Origin of the sequence: Plantibacter sp. M259, from assembly GCF_006065115.1 — a bacterium.
Classification (GTDB): Bacteria; Actinomycetota; Actinomycetes; order Actinomycetales; family Microbacteriaceae; genus Plantibacter; species Plantibacter auratus.
Window position 1 is genome coordinate 53,358 of the sequence record NZ_CP040750.1, and the last position, 17,952, is coordinate 71,309.

Consider the following 17,952-nt stretch of genomic DNA (forward strand, 5'->3'; position numbering starts at 1 on the left):
AGCTTTCGCTCGAGTGGTGCGGGAGGGACGGTGGGGTGGACGACAGGACTACTGGCTCAGCCAGGCCTCGTCGAGCCGGTACCGCGAGTAGTACGCGTCGCTCTGGTAGTCGTGCAGCTTGGCGCTGTCCCAGACCTCGAAGTAGACCGGGACCGCGACCGGCACGATCTCGAGCACCTGCTCGGCTGCTTCCTCCGCCAGCTGGTCGACGAGCTTCGCGTACTCGGCCGGGTCCGATTCGCTCTTCGCCTGCTGGAACAGCTCGCGAGCGGCGTCCGCCTCCGGGTTGCCCTCCCAGTGGTTGTACACGCCGCCGTCGACGAGCACGGGGTCGTAGTAGAACAGGGACGCCGCACGGGGGCTGCCCGGAATGGCGACGAGGTCGGTCCAGCTCTCACCGGTCGTGAAGACCGGGGCGATCTCCGACAGCGGCTTCGCGTCGAGCTGCAGGGTGATCCCCGCTTCGGCGAGCTGCTGCTGCATCATCTCGTAGACGGGGTGGTGCGACTGCGCGACGTCGCCCATGTAGCTGAGCGTGATGGTCGGGTTCGGCTGGCCGGCATCCTTGAGGAGCTCCTTCGCGCGGCTGACGTCGCGCTCGTAGTACGGCAGACCCGCCGGGTCGAGCGCGCCGGGGTCACCGGCCGGTGGCACGAACGACAGCGCGGCGTAGCCGAGCATCGCCGTGTCGACGAGGGCCTGGCGGTCGAGGGACAACGCGACGGCCCGACGGACGTCGATGTCGGCGAGCGGCCCGGTCTCCGGGTTGATGTAGATCGCGAGGTTCTGGCGGTAGGACGCCTCCCCGAGGGTGAATCCGGCCTGGACCGCCTGGTCGGCGAGGCTCCCGTCCGTGAAGTACGCGGCCTGGATGCTGCCCTGCTGCAGCGCGGCGAGGCGTGCGGACTCGTCAGGGATGAAGTCGAAGACGATCTCGTCGAGATACGGCTTCGTGTCCTGCCAGGCGTTCTCGTTCTTCGCCATCGTGACGCTGACGCCATCGCTCCAGTCGGTCACCTGGAACGCGCCGGTCCCGAAGGTGGTCCGCTGCCGCTCGTCCGGTGTCGCCGCGCCATAGCCCTCCTCACTCACGATGAAGAACGTCTGGCGGGCGGAGACCGCGTCCACGAAGGTACCGTCCGGCGCGCTGAACCGGAACGTGACCTCGGTCTCACCGGTCTTCTCGATGCTCGAGACGTTCGCGAGGTAGGTGCTCGCCGAGGTGGTCGCCTCCTTCATCAGGTTGAAGGAGTAGACGACGTCGTCGGCGCTGAACGCGCTGCCGTCGGCGAAGGTGACGTCGTCCCGCAGCTGGAAGACCCAGGTGAGCTCGTCCGGTTGTGACCACTCGGTGGCGAGCGCCGGGATGACCTCGCCGTCGTCGTCTTTCGCGAGCAGCGTGTCGTACGCGACGGCGTTGATGACCTCGGCGGCAATCGCGCTGGCGGCCATCGGGTCGAGACCGCCGGCCGACGGCTCGGCCGGGACGCCCCAGTGCAGGGTGCCGCCGGCGACCGGGTCGCCGCCCGCGTCGGCAGTGGATCCGCCGGGCGCACAGCCGCTGAGCGCGAGGGACGCCGCCACGATGGCGACCGTCCCCGCGAGGATGCGTGTCTTCATTGCTGCCTCTTCTCTGGAGCGTCGTCCGTGGACGCCGCGTCGATGGTGGTGCGGGATGACGTGCCGTGGTGCGCCGCTGCCGCTCGCCGACGCCCGCGCGGGCGGCCGAGCGAGAACGCGGGCTCCCGCCTCGGGGCGAAGTGGTCCTGGAGCCCGTCGGCGAGGAGGTTCCAGGCCGCCGAGAGCAGGATGATCACGAGGGAGGGCAGGACGATGAGGAGTGGCTGCACGTGCATGAAGCGCGTGAACTCGCTGATCATGCGGCCGGCCGAGGGTTCGGGCGCCTGGACGCCCTGACCGAGGTAGCTGAGCGCGGCTTCGATGAGGACCACCTGCGAGGCGACGGACGCGAACTGCACGAACAGTGGGGTCAGGACGTTGGGCAGCAGGTGCTCGACGATCACCCGATGTCCCCGCACGCCACTGAGCGTCGCTGCGAGGACGAAGTCCCGTTCGCGCAGGGCGATGACCGGGGCCCGCATGACGCGGGCGAAGCCCGGAGCGAACACGAGGCCGAGGGCGATGATGAGTGGCCACGGCCCGGTGCCGATGACGACCCCGACGACGAGCGCGACGAGGATCGCCGGCAGCGCGAGCGCCGCGTCCACGATCCGCATGATGATCGCGTCGACCCAGCCGCCGAGGTACCCGGCCACCAGTCCCAGGGCCGTACCGATGACGGCGCCGAGCAGGGCGGCGGCGCCCGAGATGAGCAGACTCGTCCGGGCGGCCAGCGCCAGGCGGGTGAGGTTGTCGCGGCCGAGGTTGTCGGTGCCGAGCAGGTGGTCGAGGCTCGGCGCGGCGAGGGCAGGTCCGGAGGCGGCGAACGGATCGTAGGGCGGCGCGAGGGTCATCCACCCGGCGAGCAGGAGGATGCCGACGAGGATGCCGGCCCCACTCCAGAAGGCGGGACCGAACCCGTTGCGACGGCGGCGGCCGTCGATCTTCGCGAGCGCGATGGCGCGGGTGACCGTCATGACGTGTGGACCCTCACTCGTGGGTCGATCAGCGGGTAGATCAGATCGACGATGAAGTTGATGAGCACGTAGACCGCGCCGATGAGCAGCACGGTCGCCTGGATGATCGGGTAGTCGGACGAGCGGATGCCGGTGAGGAGGAGCGAGCCCATCCCGGGGAGCGCGAACACGGTCTCGATGACGACCGTCCCGCCGACGAGCGCGGCGAGTTCGATGCCGATCACGGTCGTGACGGGGATGAGGGCGTTGCGCAGCGCGTGCCGCCCGACCAATCGGGACGGTGACGCCCCCTTGGCCCGCGCCGTGCGGACGAAATCCTGTCCGAGCGTGTCGAGCAGGGTGCCGCGGGTGTACCTCGCGACGATGGCCGCGAGGACGAGACCGATGAGGAGCGCCGGCAGGATGAGCACCCCGACGAGTCGCAGCGGATCCCCGCTCGCCCCCGCGGTACCCACGAGCGGCAGGCGCAGGGTGAGTGAGTTCACGAGGATGAGGACGGTGCCGAGCACGAACGGCGGGGTCGCGAGGAGCACGAAGGACAGCCCGCGCACCGCGTTGTCGGGGGCCCGACGCCACCGGGTCGCTGCGAGGACGCCCGCCGGGATGCCGAGGACGGTCCCGAACAGGGTCGCCATGACGGCGAGGGTGAGGCTGAGCGGGAGGCGCTGGGCGATGAGGTTTGACACCTCGTTGGGGACGGTGATGGCTCGTCCGAAGTCCCCCTGCAGGACGCCGAGCAGCCACGCGAGGTACTGCGTCAGCCAGGGTCGGTCGAGGCCGAGTTCCGTGCGGAGGGCGTCGAGCGCGGCCGGGTCGGGGTTCGAGGGGTCCGCGAACGCCGACAGGGGGTCGCCCGGGATCACCCGGACCATCGAGAAGACGAGGACGGACAGGACGAACAGGACGAAGAGCGACGACAGGACCCGGGAGACGATGTATCGCGCCATGGGATCAGCTCGCGGAGGTCGGCATCGGTGAGACGCGGTCGGCGCTGCGGGCGTGGGACGGGGCGAAGCTCGCGATGTCGTCGCTCGTCTCCCCGTCGAGCGCGAGCTCCGCGAGGATGCGTCCGAACGCGGGCGTGAACTTGAAGCCGTGACCGGCGGCGAGGGCGACGATGACGTCCGGGTGCTCCTCGAGCGGGCCGAGGACGAAGTTCCGGTCCGGGGTGAGCGCGTACTGGCAGGTCACCGTGCGGAGCTCCGGGCCCGACGCCGGCACGAGGTCCGCCATGAAGTCGGCCAGCTGCCCGGTGAGCTCCGGCGACGGGACGAAGGTGCGCTCCGCCGGCGACATGCGGTTCTCCGAGACGTCGCGGGCGGCCTTCACGGTCGGTTCCCCGAAGGTCGGGAAGCCGTAGTAGCACTCCTCGTCCTCCCAGATCCACACCGGGAACCGCTCGCGATCGAGCTGATCTGCGTCGGCCGGGCGGAAGTAGGTGACCTGCTCCTGCATGACGTCGAGTGGGATCGCCGCGCCGAGGGGTTCGAGCAGCTCGTTGGCCCAGGCATCGGCGGCCAGGACGACCTTGCCGGCACGCACCGGGCCGCTGGAGGTCTGCACCACGACCCCGTCGCCGTCGGGGGTCAGCGCGTCGACGCGGGTGCGGTCGCGGAGGTCCGCACCGAGCGCCCGAGCACGGAGCTGCAGCGTCGCGACGGTGCGCGCCGCGTGGGCGATGCCGGTGTCGGCGGTGTAGACCGTCTCCACGTTCTCGGGGATCCGGAACTGCGGCCACCGCGCCTGCACTTCGGCCGGCGTCAGCAGCTCGTGCGGGACCCCGCACGCCTCCAGGGCCGCGGTGAAGTCGGTGGCCGAGTAGGGTCCGTCGACCGGCAGGAAGATGACCCCACCGGTGATGGTGAGCAACCGCTCGCCCGACTCCTGCTCGAGGTCCGCCCAGTCACGGTACGCCGACTGCGCGAGTCGCACGTACTGCGGAGCGCCGTACGACGTCCGGACGATCCGCGAGGTGTCGTGCGAGGCACCGCGGACGTGCCCGAGTTCGAACTGCTCGAAGGCGACGACCTTCGCGCCCCGACGGGCGAGGTGGTAGGCGGCGGCACTGCCGAGAGCTCCCATGCCGACAACCGCGACGTCGAACGATTCCATCCGGTGGTGCTCCCTCATGCTTGCCCGATCGATTCAGGCAAGTGTGCTGGAGCGCCGGAGACCGGCCTATGGACCGAGCACCCATGTTTCCGCGCTGACAGTGTGTCGGAACGACCGATGGCAGCGATCGGTGGCCCGCGCGGCTTCAGCCGGCCGGGTGCGCATCGCGCAGGGACCGCCGGAGTCGCTCGAGTCGCGCAGCGGCCTGCACCCGGAATCGGAATTCGCTGTCGTCCCAGTCACCATCGAGGAGCGAGCGGATGCGGTCGAGACGCTGCTGCACCGTGTTCGGATGGATGCGGAGGCGTCTCGCCACCGCGTGTCGGCTCTCGCCGTCATCGAAGAAACCGGCCAGCGTGTCGAACAGGGCGGTGCCACGTCGTTCGTCCCAGGCGAGGACCGGCCCGAGGAGTTCGTCGACGAAGCGGATCACCGCCGTCGGCTCGCCCGAGGTGAGCGCGTGATACGGCGCGAGACTGTCGGAGGCCACCGTTGCGGCCTCGATGCCGAGTGGGTGGAGGAACCGCAGGTCGGCCGTCGCTCGTTCGACGGCCGGGCCGAGATCCGCCCATCCGCCGAGGCCGGTGCAGACCACCGCGGTGAGCGCCGACTCGTGCAGCCGGTCGGCCAGCAGCCGACGCAGCCGCTCCGTCTCGGCGACGGGGTCCGCGACCGACCAGGCGACGATCACCCGGTGATCGCGCCGGGCGACCACGCCGTTCTCGCCGACGGCACCCGCGGCGACGAACGCCGCGTCGGCGACGTCCCGCTCGAGGACGTCGACGACCGCGCAGGCTCCCGGCGCCATGGCTAGCAGCGAGGGTTCGACGTCCGCCGAGAGGAGGTCGTCCGCACCGTCGACGACCGCCAGCAGCCAGCGCGCTCGACGCTCGGCTCGCAACGCGATCACCGCGTCGCGCTTGAAGGAGACCAACGCGGCCACCTGGGCGGCCCGCTCCAGCGTGCGGCGGAGGACGCTGTCGTCGGGACCGGAACCGGCCTCCGCGACGATCGACCCGAGAACGCGGTCGGCCCCGACGATCGCCACGACGAGCCAACGGTGCCCTCGGGCTTCCACGAGCTCGGCGTGCCCGCTCAGCTGGCTCCGACCGACCGCGTCGCGGAGCACCGGTCTGCTCGGCAGCTCACCACCGCCGTCGAGGAGTCTCGCCTGGTCGTCCAGCGCCCAGACCCGTCGTCCGAGTCGTTGGGAGAGGGTCACGACGAGGTCCACCACCGTACCGCCGGACATCGCCGCCGAGGTGAGCTCCTCATGGATTCCGCTCGCGAGCTCCGTCGCGGCGAGGTGACGTTCGAGTTCGCGGTAGGCCTCCTCGGCACGGACGACGGCTGCCGCCCGCTCCGCGAGCGCCCGCGCCGTGTGCAGGACGGCCGCGGCGTGATCGGCGAACGCCGAGAGCAGGAGGACGTCGTCCGGCGTGTAGTCGTACCCGAACCGGTTGCACGCGAAGAGCGCGCCGAGCACTTCGTCCCCGACCGCGAGCGGGACACCGAGGAACGACACGAGTCCCTCCGCCCGCACAGCGGCGTCGATGCGGTCGTCGTGGCCGACCTCGGTCATCGTCTCGTACCGCGCGACCCAGGCGGGCTCACGCGTCCCGGCGACCAGGCTGGCGAGCCCGACCCCGGCCGGGACGGCCAGGTCCCGGAACCCGGGCGTCACCGTCCCGACGGAGTGCCGCACCCGGAGGTCTCCTCGGACGTTCTCGACCTCGGAGAGATAGGTGACGTCGGTGCCCATGAGCTGGTGCGCACGCTCGACCAGGCGGCGGAGGACCTCGTCGACGTCCTGCAGGCGGACGAGCTCTCGCGCGGTCGAGAAGAGCGCCTCGAGCTCGTTCGCCCGACGCCGCAACCGTGCACCACGCAGTTGCGACTCGCGGACGGACTCGACCACCGCCTCGGCCTCGGCTCCGGCGACACCGGCCCTGGCGAGCAGGTCCCGGACGCCTGCGCCGGGACGCCCGGGCTCGTCGCGGGACGCCGCGAGGAGGTCGAGCGCCAGTGACGCTCCCGACCTCGCAGCGTCGACGCTCGGGCGCGGTTCGTCGGAGCCGATCACCGGACTCATGCGGACTCCATCAGCGTGAGGGCGGGACACGTCCGCCTCGGGCAGGATGGCCTCAGTCTAGGAGTCGTGCGAGGGGAACACGGGCGGAGTGCGGGCGGCGAACGCGGCGAGCCCCTCGCGGGCGTCCTCGCTGGTGAAGGCCTCCTGACCGAGGACCGCCTCACGGCGGAAGGCCTGCTCGAGCGGCAGGTCCGAGAGTTCGCGGACCGCCCGTTTGACGGCGGCGACGGCGGTGCGACTCTTCGTGAGCAGCTCGTCGGCGACGTCGTGCGCGGTGTCCATGAGCTCCGTCGCCGGGACGACGCGGTTGACGACGCCGTACCGGAGGGCGGTCGCCGCGTCGATGCGACCGCCGCGCAACATGAGGTCCATCGCGAAGGCGTACGGGATCTGGCGGACCAGACGACTCAGCGTGCCTCCCGCGGGGACGACGCCGACACCCGTCTCTGGGAGCGCGAACCCCGCGTGCTCGGCGGCGATGCGGATGTCGGTGGACAGCAGGATCTCGAACCCGCCCCCGAGGCAGAGCCCGTTGACCGCGCCGATCACCGGCTTGTCGAGACGGGTGTGCTTCTGATGCGCGTCGTCCCACTCACTGATGTCGAACCGGCCGTCGGCCAGGGCCGGTATCGACTCGCCGAGGTCCGCTCCGACGCAGAACGCCCGGTCGCCGGCACCGGTCAGGATCGCGACACCGATGCGCGGGTCGTCGCGGACCTCGGCGAACGCTTCGCCGAGTTGGTCGTACATCGCGAGGGTCAGCGCGTTGAGTTTGGCCGGGCGGTCGATCGTGATGACGGCGGTCGCTCCGGACCGGTCCAGTCGGACTCCGCCCATCAGATGGTCCCCGCGGCCCGAAGCTCGTCGATGGCGGCCTCGTCGTAGTCGAGCAGCTCCCGAAGCACCGCGGCCGTGTGGGCCCCCGTCGACGGCGCTCGGCCGTTCGTCCGCGGCGGGGTCGCGTCGAGCTTGACGGGTGAGCCGAAGGTCCGGAGTGCGCCGAACCCGGGATAGGCGGTCTCGACGACCATGTCCCGCGCCGCGATCTGCGGGTCGGCCACCACTTCGCCGATGTCCTTCACCGCGCTCAGCGGGACGAGGTCCCCGGCGAGCGCCTCGAGCTCCGCCTTGCGGCGGCCGGCGAACCAGCGTTCGACGAGGGGACGGACCGCGCCCTCGTAGACCCCCTCGTCGAACCGGTCACCCATCGCGTGGAGTTCGGGGTGGGCCTCGTACTCCCCCGGGGCTCCGAACAGTTCGCAGGAGATCCGCCAGAACTTGTCGGTGTAGCCGCCGAAGAAGACGAAGCCGTCTCGGCAGGGGAACGCCTCGTAGGGGCGCACGAAGGGATGGGCGTTCCCGAGCGGGACCGGCACCGTGCCCTCGGTCGTGTAGGCGACGACCGCGTTCTCGGTCAGGGTGAGGACCGAGTCCTGTTGCGAGATGTCGACGAGCTGCCCGTACCCCGTGGTGTCGGCGTGCCGGAGCGCTGCGAGGACGCCGATCGTCCCGTACAGGCTCGCTGCGAGGTCGCCGATGATGGTGCCGACCCTCGTCGGCGGCCCACCGGCCGGGCCGTTCATCGACCACAGACCGCCGGTCGCCTGGGCGCTGTTGTCGTAGGCCGGTCGGCCACGGTACGGTCCGGTCTGACCGTAGCCACTGAGGGCGGCGTACACGAGGCGCGGGTTGATCGTCCGCAGGTGCTCGTAGCCCAGGCCGAGGCGGTCCATCGTGCCCGGACGGAAGTTCTCGACGAGCACGTCGGCGCGGGCCACCAGATGCTCGAGCAGCGCAGCACCCGAGGGATGCCGGAGGTTGGCGGTGACGCCGAGCTTGTTGCGGTTGTACTGCGCGAAGAAGCCGCTCAGTCGGTCCTCGCCCGCCGGGCCGTCGGGGTCGTCCTCCGCCGCGAGCAACGGCGGGAAGGTTCGGGTGTAGTCGGGTTCGTCCGGGTGCTCGACCTTGACCACGGTGGCCCCGAGGTCCGCCAGGACCATCGAACAGTACGGGCCGGCGACGACCCTGGTGACGTCGACGACCACCACGCCCGCGAGCGAGCCGCGTGCGGTGTCGAACCCGCCGAGATCGGCGAGGCGGACACGCAGGTCCTCATCGATCATCGGTTGCCACCCGTCGTCGAGGTGGTGTGATCCGGCCGCCTGCGCATGTCGCTCCGCTCTGCACTTCGGAACGGTCCCGATCGTGCGTGGCGATCCTGTCACCGCGATCGACGGCGCGGACATGTCCGTCCGGACCACATCCGCGGCCTCAGGGACGGCCGCGACACATGCCGGTCACTCAGCGCCCGCGTCGCCCCGAGAACAGCGCATGGAGGAGCGGCAGGATGGAGACCACCATGAAGACGGTGCCGAGCACCGCGTCGTCGGCCCGGAGCACGGCACCCGCGACGAGCAGTGCGGCGAACAACACGGCCGAGACGACCCGGCCCGTCGTGCGGTCGAGCCGCGCGATCCGCTGTTCCAGTCTCGGGTTGGTGGTCGCGACCGTGCCCGCTTCGACCCGGGTGATGACCGCGTCGAGACGCTTCGGCAGGCGGACGGCGACCGTGGCGATGTCGAGTGCCTCACGACCGAGGTCCTGGACGACGTTGCCGCGTTCGTCTCGGAGCAGCTGCGCGGCGTAGGGCTCGACGGAGTCCCAGAGGTTGAACTCGGGGTCGAGGGCGCTGCAGACACCGGAGGTGAGCGAGATCGCGCGGATGATGAGCAGGAAGTTCTCGGGCAGCTGGAACGGCAGCGTGCGGATGACCTCGCTGAACTGGTTGCCGAAGTCGCGGAACTCCTTCGGATCGACGTCGCGCAGTTCCGCGAACCCCATGCCGCCGAAGCGTCCGAACAGCGCGGTCATGGCCCGCTCGAGCTCGGTCGTGTCGGCCGAGGGCAGGAGGACGCCGAGGTCGCGGATCGCGTCGACCAGGCCCTTGCCGTCGCGCGATGCGGCGGCGATGAGCAGCTTCCGGAGGCCGCGCCTCGTGGTCGGCGGGACCTCGCCCATCATCCCGAAGTCGATGAAGGTCAGCTTCCAGGGCCGCTCGCCCGGGGCGGCGTCGATCGGCGTCACGAAGATGTTGCCGGGATGCGGGTCGGCGTGGAAGAACCCGTTGGTGAAGAGCTGGTCGAACATGACGGCCGCGAACACGGGTGCCACGTCGACCGGATCGATGCCGGCGGCGCGCAGGGCGTCCGCGTCGGTGATCTTGATGGCGGTGACGTCTTCGAGCGTCAGGACGCGCTGGGTCGTGCGCTCCCACACCACCGCGGGTACGGAGACGCGGTCGTCGCCCGCGAAGTCTGCGGCGAACCGCTCGGAACTCGTGGCCTCATGGAGGTAGTCGATCTCCTCGAGGCTCGTGGCGGCGAACTCCTCGACGAGTGCGGGCATGTCGACGCGGTCGGAGACGAGCCGGACGCGGCGCAACCAGCCGCCCACCTTGCGCAGGGCGGCGAGGTCGACGGTGACGATCTCGTCGATGCCCGGCCGCTGGACCTTGAGCACGACGGCGTCGAGCCCGGTGTCGGCGGCGAGCGCCGGAGCGAGCATGGCGCGGTGCGCCTGGCCGAGCGAGGCCGCTGCGACGGGGCGTTCGTCGATGCCGGCGAAGACCTGCGAGAGCGGCACGCGGAGTTCCGACTCGGCGAGCGCGCGGATGCGTGGGAAGGCGACGGGCGGGACTTCGTCCTGCAGGCCTTCGAGCTCCTTCGTGATCTCCGGCGGGAGGACGTCGAGGCGCGACGACATGAACTGGCCGACCTTGATCATGAGGCCGCCGAGGTCGACGGCGAGCACGTGGAACCGTCGTGCGAACTTCTGCATCCGACGCGTGCGGGTCCGCTCCGTCAGTTTGATGAGTCCGAACCGCGGCAGGACGATCTCGAACCACCAGGCGGCGGCCAGGTGCCAGCTCGCGAAGCGGAGGATGCGACGGTACCGGGCGCGCCCGTGAGCGGGCGGACCGGCAGGAACGCCGGCCCGCCCGCTCATGGGAAGCTCGCCGAAACGGGACGCCGAGTCGCTGGGCATCCCGCCGGTCGACGACACTCGGTCAGTCCTGGGCGAGGATCGCGTAGAGGCGCTTGCGAGCGTCGTCGAGGATGGTGACGGCCTGCTGGACCTGCTCGGGCGTGCCGGTGCGGCCGACCTGGGCTGCGGCCTGGGCCAGCTCGACGCCGGCCTTCGGCAGGGCGGTGAAGCCGGGGTGCTCGGACGACTCGGCGTTCTGCCACGGAGCGGATGCTCCGGACTCGGCGACCTCGTCGCGACCGGCCTCGGTCAGTGCGTAGGTCTTGCGTCCGCCCGACTCCTCGGCCGTGATGATGCCCTCGTCGGACAGCAGCTGCAGCGTCGGGTAGACCGAGCCTGCGCTGGGCTTCCAGGAGCCCCCGCTGCGCTCTTCGATCTCGCGGATGATCTGGTAGCCGTGCATCGGCTGCTCGGCCAGGAGGGCCAGCACGGCGGAGCGGACGTCGCCTCGGCCGACGCGCGAGCCGGCGCTCTTCTCGAACTTCGAACGCAGCTGTTCCATCATCTGCCACATGCCGTCGGTACCGAAGCCGGCTCCGTTGCCGAAGCCTCCGCCGTTACCGAACCCTGCGCCACCGAATCCTGCGCCACCGCTTGGGAATCCACCCATGATTGCTCTCCTTCGTAGTCCGTGAACGATGCTCAACGATATATCGGTGAAGCTGTGAACGATATGTGTAATCGCAAGATCGTGATGGCGTAACGTCGCCCTCATGAGCCCCTGGACCGCAGCAGACATCCCCGATCAGCACGGCCGCGTCGCGATCGTGACCGGCGCGAACAGCGGGATCGGCGCGGTCACGGCCCGCGAGCTCGCCGCCCACGGTGCCGCCGTGATCCTCGCCTGCCGCGACACGGACAAGGGCGCGCGTGCCGCGGCGACGATGACCGGCGACATCGAAGTGCGGCAGCTCGATCTCGCCGACCTGGCGTCCGTCCGTCGATTCGCCGACGGCGTCGAGCGGGTCGACGTACTGGTGAACAACGCGGGCGTCATGGCGGTTCCCGAACGACGCACGGCCGACGGCTTCGAGATGCAGATCGGCACGAACTTCCTCGGGCCCTTCGCCCTCACCGGCCTCCTGATCGACCGCATCACCACGCGGGTCGTGACGCTGTCGAGTGCTGCACACCGCGCCGGCAAGATCGACCTGGCCGATCTCAACTGGCGCAACCGCACCTATCGACGCTGGTCGGCCTACGGCCAGTCGAAGCTCGCCGACCTCATGTTCTCGGCCGAACTGCAGCGACGCCTCACGGCGGAGGAGTCCTCGGTACTGTCCGTGGCCGCCCACCCCGGCTTCGCGTCGACCGAGCTCCAGTCCCACACCGAGTCCGCGCAGGGTCCGCTCCTCGCGTGGGGAACCAGGCTCCTCGGTCAGAGCGCTGAGATGGGTGCGCTTCCGACGCTGTACGCGGCGACCTCGCCTGACGTCGAGCCCGGCGGCTACTACGGTCCGAGCGGCTTCGGCGAGATGCGCGGCGGCCCGAAGCCCGTCGGCCGGACCTCGGCGGCCCGCGACGAGCACGTCGCCGCCGAGCTCTGGACGACGGCCGAAGCGCTCACCGGAGTCACCTACCGGTGAGCGCGCCCGGCCGTCCCGGCGTCACGCGGGAAGACTCTCCTCGATCGCGGCGATGACCTCGGGGGCATCCGGCTCGGTGGTCGGACGGAAGCGGTGCACGGTGCCGTCGGGCGCGATGAGGAACTTCTCGAAGTTCCACTTGACGTTGCCGGCCTTGCCGTTGGCATCGGCGGTCTTCACGAGCTCCTGGTAGAGCGGGTGCCGGTTCCGGCCGTTGACCTTCACCTTGTCCATCATCGGGAAGGTGACGCCCCAGGTGGCTGAGCAGTACTCGGCGATCTTCTCGTTGTCGCCGAGCTCCTGCAGGAACTGGTTGCTCGGGAACCCGATCACCGTGAAGCCGCGGTCGGCGTATTCCTTCTGGAGCGCCTCGAGCTTCTCGTACTGCGGTGCGAGGCCGCAGCGGCTCGCGACGTTGACCACGAGTTTGGCCTTCCCGTCCCACTCCGCGAGGGTCGTGTCCCGGCCGTCGAGGGTGGTGACGGGGATGGTGTCCAGATCGGTCATGGTGTGATGCCTCTCATCTGTCGAACGACGTCCTGCCTGTGCACTGGTGTGCGCAAGCGGATCCACTCCGAACGCTACTCGCCCCGGACACGGCCGGCGCCCTTTCGGCAGGGCGTTCCCAGCCGACAGCCGTTGACACCGCCTGCCCGCCGGTGGATCGTGAGTGCAGCAGATCGGAGCAGGACATGGGACGCATCCACATCGACCTCTTCATGACCCTCGACGGCGTCGCTCAGGCGCCCGGCGGGCCGGAGGAGGACCCCAGTGACGGGTTCGCGTTCGGCGGCTGGCAGGCACCGCTCATCGACGAGGTCGACGGGGAGCAGATCGACGCCGGCATGGTGGGCATGGACGCCCTCCTGCTCGGGCGCCGGACCTACGACATCTTCGCCGGATACTGGCCGCACCAGGAGGGCGGTCAGGACGACGGCATCGCCAGGCTCTTCAACCGACTGCCGAAGTACGTCGCGTCACGCGAGCCGAGGGAGCTGCGGTGGGCGAACTCGACGCAGCTCGGCCCGGACCTCCCGGAGGCCGTTCGAGCACTGCGCGAGCGTCACTCACAGATCCACGTCATCGGCAGCCTCGACCTCGTGCAGACCCTGCTCGCTGAGGCACTCTTCGATCAGCTGAACCTCTGGGTGTACCCGATCACGCTCGGCACCGGGAAGCGGGTCTTCGCCACCGGCACCGTGCCGTCCTCGCTGCGCCTGCTCGGCCCGGCGACCACCTCCCCCGCAGGGACGGTCCACCTCAGGTACGAACGGATCGACGGCACACCGGCCACCGGCGACATGGGCGACCCGCGATGAGCGCAACAGACGAGGCGTCGGCGCAGTCACCCGAAGCCGACACCTGCTTCGACACGGTCGTCGTCGGTGCCGGCGTCGCCGGGCTCGTCGCCGCACGACTCCTCGCGGCCGCCGGACGAACGGTGGTCGTCGTCGAGGCCCGTGACCGGGTCGGCGGGCGGGTGTCGACCGAGCGTCGCGACGGTCAGGTGACCGATCTCGGCGCATCGTGGGTGCACGGGGTGAATGACAGTGCGGTCGCCGCGGCGGCCGACGCGTTCGGGATGCGGACCGTCGAGTTCACCGTCGGCGGCTACCAGCCGGACAGCCGGCCGATCGCGTACTACGGTCCCGACGGCGAGCGCCTGTCGGACGCCGAGGCTCGCGGCTTCGCCGAGGATGTTCACGCCCTCGACGCGACGCTGCTCGGTGTCATCGCCGAGTCCGCGCCGGACGCGTCCTACCGTGACGTGACCGAGGCGGCGCTCGCGCTGCAGGACTGGGACGCCGAGCGGGTGCAGCGGGTCCGCGAGTACCTGGAGCATCGTTCGGAGGAGCAGTACGGCGCGTGGATCGAGGACCTCGCGGCCCACGGGCTCGACGACGACGCGATCGACGGTGACGAGGTCGTGTTCCCCGACGGGTACGACGTGCTCCCCCGGCGATTGGCCGAGGGGCTCGATGTGCGCCTGGAGCACGTGGTGACGAATGTGCGGTGGTCTGCGGACGGCGTCGAGGTCACCGCGCAGGGACCGACGGGCGGGGTGGTGCTGCATGCGGGCTCGGTGGTGGTGACGGTGCCGGTCGGGGTGCTGCGGTCGGAGGAGTTCACGATCGATCCCCCGCTGCCGGAGCCGGTCGAGGGCGCACTCGCCCGGTTGCGGATGAACGCGTTCGAGAAGGTGTTCCTGCGGTTCGAGCGGCGATTCTGGGACGACGACGTCTACGCCGTCAGACAGCAAGGACCGGAGAGTCGACGCTGGCACTCCTGGTACGACCTCACGACGGCGCACGGATCGCCGACGCTGCTCACGTTCGCCGCCGGCCCGACGGCCGCGGAGATCCGGGACTGGGAGGAGTCGCGCGTCGTCGAGTCGATCTTCGAGCAGCTGCGGAGCCTGTACGGCGACCGTGTCGAGGAACCGACGGAGGTGCACATCACGCGCTGGCAGGACGACCCGTTCTCCCGCGGGTCCTACGCCTACATGACCGTCGGCTCGACGACCGACGACCACGATGCTCTCGCGACCCCGGTCGGCGGCGTCCTGCACCTCGCGGGCGAGGCGACCTGGACCGACGACCCCGCGACGGTGACGGCGGCATTCCACTCCGGCCATCGGGCGGCGGAACGCATCCTTGGTCAGTCGATCCCGATCGAGACCCTCTGGCGCGACGAGAGCGCAGTACCGGTCGTCAACCCGGTCCGATAGCGACCACGAGTGCGCTCTCGCCGTTGCCGGAGGCGATCAGGCGCGGAGCGGCTTCAGTGCGCCTGCCCACGCTTCGAGCTGGTCGAACAGCACCCCGGCGGCTTCGGTGTGCTGCGGTCCGGGCGTGAAGGTGCTGAAGTCCTCGAAGTCGGCGAACAGAGAGAAGCTCAGCTGCTGGCGCACGTCCGCGATCTGCAGTTCGGCGCTGATGCCGCGGAGGTGTTCGATCGCGCGGGCACCGCCGAGGCTGCCCCATGCCACGAACGCGGCGGCCTTGTTGTTCCACTCGGCGTACAGGTAGTCGATGGCGTTCTTCAGGACAGCGGACGTGGAGTGGTTGTATTCGGGAGTGACGAAGACGAACCCGTCGTAGGGCGCGATCGTCGCCGCCCAGGCCTTCGTGTGCTCGTTCTCGTATGCCCCGAACGACGGCGGCGTCGGCTCGTCGAGGAGCGGCAGCGGGTGGTCGAGCAGGTCGATGAGCTCGTAGCTCGCGCTCCGACCGGCGGCCTGCTCGACGACCCAGTCGGCGACGGCCTTGCCGTTGCGGCCGGGGCGGGTGCTGCCGAGGATGATGGCGATTCGGAGGTCTGACATGGGGTGTTCTCCTTCGATGTGCGTGCCCATCCCGCGAGCCACGGGACGTAGTGGTGCCTGGCTCGCACTGTAGCCCGGCACGGCCGCCGATGTCCTCGACGGGACAGGGGTTGCCTTCAGGCCGGAAGGCGTGCTCGGACCGAGCAGCATCACTCCCTGTCCGCCTGTGGTTCAGGAGCCCGCCTGCAACCCTGGCAGGGGCTGGGCACCGATGACGGCGAGGAGTCGGAGTTTCTCGGCGCTCTCACTCCCGGGCTCGGCCGTGTAGACGAGCAGACGATGGGACTGATCGGGGTCCAGCAGCGTCTGGCAGTGCAGCTCCAGTTCGCCGACCTCGGGGTGGAGGAACCGCTTGACCTCCGTCGGCCGGAGACCGACCTCCTGCGCGGCCCACAACTCGCGGAACTCCTCGCTCCGTTCAAGCAGTGCGTTCGCGAGTCGTTCCGCTCGCGATCCGGGACCGCGCATCGTGACGACCTCCCGCAGCCCGGCGGCGTACACGCGCGAGAGCAACAGGCGATCGGCGGGCGGATAGGCCGCGCTCGCGGTCGGGTCGGTGAACCACCGGTAGCCCAGGCTCCGGTCGTCGCCGGTGAATCTGGAAGCGTCGCCGTTGAGTGCGACGGCCATCGGGGTCTGGCGAAGCGTCTCGCCGAGTTCGTTGATGATCTCGGCGGGGGTGTCCTGCAAGCGGTCGAGGATCCGCAACAGACCGGGGCCGACATGGTCGCCGTGCGCTCCCCGCGCGGGAGGAGTGCGGCCGGCCAGTCGGAAGACGTGGTCCCGTTCGTCCAGGGAGAGGTGCAGGCCCTGCGCGATCGCGGCGATCATCTGTTCGGACGGTTGCGGCCCCACCCCGCGCTCCAGACGGGCGTAGTAGTCGGTCGACATGTTGCAGAGCGCCGCGACCTCCTCCCGCCGGAGGCCGTCCGTCCGTCGCCGCGGACCGCGCGGCAGCCCGACGTCCTCAGGCTGGAGGAGGTGGCGACGATGACTGAGGAAGGTCGCCAGACCCGGTCGATCGATCATCGCGCTCCTTCTCCTGCTGCAGTCGGTCGAGTCCCTTTCTATCGTGCGTGCAAGCAGACAGCCACGGCCTGTCGATCCACCCCTGACGAGGACGACCGCAGCTGCGGTGGTCGCGCGATGGACGGAGGTATCCACTGACCGGCGATCAGTGGATGAACCGGTCCTGGCGCCCGCCATGGACAAGACCGCAGTCTGGGTCTCACACACACCACGCTGTGCCGCCTCCCAGACGAAGGACCACCCATGTCTCGAACACCCGCGTTCACCATCCCCGACCTGACCGGGTCGTTCGCCGTCGTCACCGGCGCGAGCGACGGCCTCGGTCGAGTCATCGCCACCGACCTCGCCCGGGCGGGCGCTGAGGTCGTCCTGCCCGTGCGCTCGACCACGAAGGGCGGGCACGTCGCCGACGGCATCCGTGCTGCGGTTCCGCGCGCGAGGGTGTCGGTCCGCAGTCTGGACCTCGCCTCCTTGGAGTCCGTCTCCGCGCTCGTCGACCAGCTCACCGCGGAGGGCCGCCCGATCGACCTGCTCATCAACAACGCCGGCGTGATGACGCCGCCCGAACGGCAGGAGACGCGCGACGGGTTCGAGCTGCAGTTCGGCGTCAACCACCTCGGTCACTTCGCGCTGACCCTCGGCCTGCTGCCACTGCTCAAGGCCGGCGGAGCGCGCGTCACGCACCAGACGAGCGTCGCCGCCCGCAGCGGGGACGTCAATTGGGACGATCTCAACTGGAAGCGCGACTACGACGGGATGCGGGCGTATCGACAGTCCAAGATCGCCGTGGCCTTGTTCGCCCGCGAACTCGACGCGCGGAGCCGAGCAGGTGGGTGGGGGGTCTCCAGCAACCTGTCACACCCTGGCGTCTCCCCCACCAACCTGTTGGCGGCACAACCGGGCATGGGCCGGCAGCGGGACACTGGAGCCCGTCGCGTGGTCCGCTTGCTCTCACGCCTCGGCGTCGCAGGCACGGTGTCGAGCGCCGCTCAGCCCGCGCTCATGGCCGCAACGGCTTCGACCGCGCGAGGCGACGAGTTCTACGGCCCGGTGAGGACCATCGGTGGCCGACCCGCGCTCCTCCCGACCCTGTGGCCGCCGATGCGAGACCTGGACGACGCGCGTCGGCTCTGGGACGAATCCGAGCGGCTCATCGGACGGTGACGC

At 70.3% G+C, this 17,952-nt stretch carries 16 protein-coding genes; 4 read left to right on the forward strand and 12 right to left on the reverse strand.

The genetic code is table 11. The features are described from left to right. Positions 1–48: 48 nt before the first annotated feature. From FGL15_RS00260 to FGL15_RS00300, 9 genes are all read right to left on the reverse strand, one after another. Positions 49–1,620, reverse strand: a complete 1,572-nt coding sequence (locus tag FGL15_RS00260) for an ABC transporter substrate-binding protein (protein WP_138944536.1) — start codon at positions 1,618–1,620, stop codon at positions 49–51. Next, positions 1,617–2,597 carry an ABC transporter permease gene (locus FGL15_RS00265; RefSeq protein WP_138944537.1) on the reverse strand — a complete coding sequence of 327 codons (981 nt, stop codon included), beginning with the start codon at positions 2,595–2,597 and terminating at the stop codon, positions 1,617–1,619. The genes FGL15_RS00260 and FGL15_RS00265 overlap by 4 nt, the downstream gene beginning before the upstream one ends. Beyond that, the gene (locus FGL15_RS00270) at positions 2,594–3,544 is read right to left on the reverse strand and encodes an ABC transporter permease (RefSeq protein WP_138944538.1); all 951 of its coding nucleotides are present in this window, start codon (positions 3,542–3,544) and stop codon (positions 2,594–2,596) included. The genes FGL15_RS00265 and FGL15_RS00270 overlap by 4 nt, the downstream gene beginning before the upstream one ends. 4 nt (positions 3,545–3,548) lie before the next feature. Further along, positions 3,549–4,709, reverse strand: coding sequence for an N-methyl-L-tryptophan oxidase (gene solA / locus FGL15_RS00275; protein ID WP_168223260.1), 1,161 nt, complete (start codon positions 4,707–4,709; stop codon positions 3,549–3,551). 145 nt (positions 4,710–4,854) lie between these two features. Continuing rightward, on the reverse strand, positions 4,855–6,801 hold the full coding sequence (locus tag FGL15_RS00280; RefSeq protein WP_138944540.1) for a helix-turn-helix domain-containing protein: 1,947 nt from the start codon (positions 6,799–6,801) through the stop codon (positions 4,855–4,857). Positions 6,802–6,858: 57 nt separating this feature from the next. Further along, a complete protein-coding gene (locus FGL15_RS00285) occupies positions 6,859–7,638 on the reverse strand; it encodes an enoyl-CoA hydratase/isomerase family protein (RefSeq protein ID WP_138944541.1) in 780 nt (259 codons plus the stop codon). Next, positions 7,638–8,924, reverse strand: coding sequence for a CaiB/BaiF CoA-transferase family protein (locus FGL15_RS00290; RefSeq protein ID WP_138944542.1), 1,287 nt, complete (start codon positions 8,922–8,924; stop codon positions 7,638–7,640). The genes FGL15_RS00285 and FGL15_RS00290 overlap by 1 nt, the downstream gene beginning before the upstream one ends. A 178-nt stretch (positions 8,925–9,102) precedes the next feature. Continuing rightward, positions 9,103–10,806: an AarF/ABC1/UbiB kinase family protein gene (locus FGL15_RS00295; protein WP_138944543.1), complete on the reverse strand. Its 1,704-nt coding sequence runs from the start codon at positions 10,804–10,806 to the stop codon at positions 9,103–9,105. 61 nt (positions 10,807–10,867) lie between these two features. After that, the gene (locus FGL15_RS00300; protein WP_085514431.1) at positions 10,868–11,359 is read right to left on the reverse strand and encodes a PadR family transcriptional regulator; all 492 of its coding nucleotides are present in this window, start codon (positions 11,357–11,359) and stop codon (positions 10,868–10,870) included. 199 nt (positions 11,360–11,558) lie between these two features. On the opposite strand from FGL15_RS00300, the gene FGL15_RS00305 reads away from it, so the two are divergent. Further along, on the forward strand, positions 11,559–12,431 hold the full coding sequence (locus FGL15_RS00305; protein ID WP_138944544.1) for an oxidoreductase: 873 nt from the start codon (positions 11,559–11,561) through the stop codon (positions 12,429–12,431). Positions 12,432–12,452: 21 nt separating this feature from the next. Here the strand turns inward: FGL15_RS00305 and FGL15_RS00310 are convergent, their stop codons facing one another. Then, entirely contained in the window at positions 12,453–12,938 is a 486-nt protein-coding gene (locus tag FGL15_RS00310; protein WP_056005205.1) for a glutathione peroxidase, read from the reverse strand. A gap of 185 nt (positions 12,939–13,123) precedes the next feature. On the opposite strand from FGL15_RS00310, the gene FGL15_RS00315 reads away from it, so the two are divergent. Both FGL15_RS00315 and FGL15_RS00320 read left to right on the forward strand, forming a co-directional pair. Continuing rightward, positions 13,124–13,750 (forward strand): dihydrofolate reductase family protein, encoded by a 627-nt coding sequence (locus FGL15_RS00315; RefSeq protein ID WP_138944545.1) that lies wholly within the window; start codon positions 13,124–13,126, stop codon positions 13,748–13,750. Then, positions 13,747–15,159: an NAD(P)/FAD-dependent oxidoreductase gene (locus FGL15_RS00320; protein ID WP_138944546.1), complete on the forward strand. Its 1,413-nt coding sequence runs from the start codon at positions 13,747–13,749 to the stop codon at positions 15,157–15,159. Before FGL15_RS00315 ends, FGL15_RS00320 begins: the two co-directional genes overlap by 4 nt. A gap of 36 nt (positions 15,160–15,195) precedes the next feature. Here the strand turns inward: FGL15_RS00320 and FGL15_RS00325 are convergent, their stop codons facing one another. Continuing rightward, positions 15,196–15,756: an NADPH-dependent FMN reductase gene (locus FGL15_RS00325; RefSeq protein ID WP_138944547.1), complete on the reverse strand. Its 561-nt coding sequence runs from the start codon at positions 15,754–15,756 to the stop codon at positions 15,196–15,198. Positions 15,757–15,927: 171 nt separating this feature from the next. Beyond that, positions 15,928–16,785: a helix-turn-helix transcriptional regulator gene (locus tag FGL15_RS00330; protein ID WP_138944548.1), complete on the reverse strand. Its 858-nt coding sequence runs from the start codon at positions 16,783–16,785 to the stop codon at positions 15,928–15,930. A gap of 243 nt (positions 16,786–17,028) precedes the next feature. Here FGL15_RS00330 and FGL15_RS00335 point away from each other — a divergent pair, with 243 nt between their 5' ends. Next, a complete protein-coding gene (locus FGL15_RS00335; RefSeq protein ID WP_138944549.1) occupies positions 17,029–17,949 on the forward strand; it encodes an SDR family oxidoreductase in 921 nt (306 codons plus the stop codon). Positions 17,950–17,952: the final 3 nt, after the last annotated feature.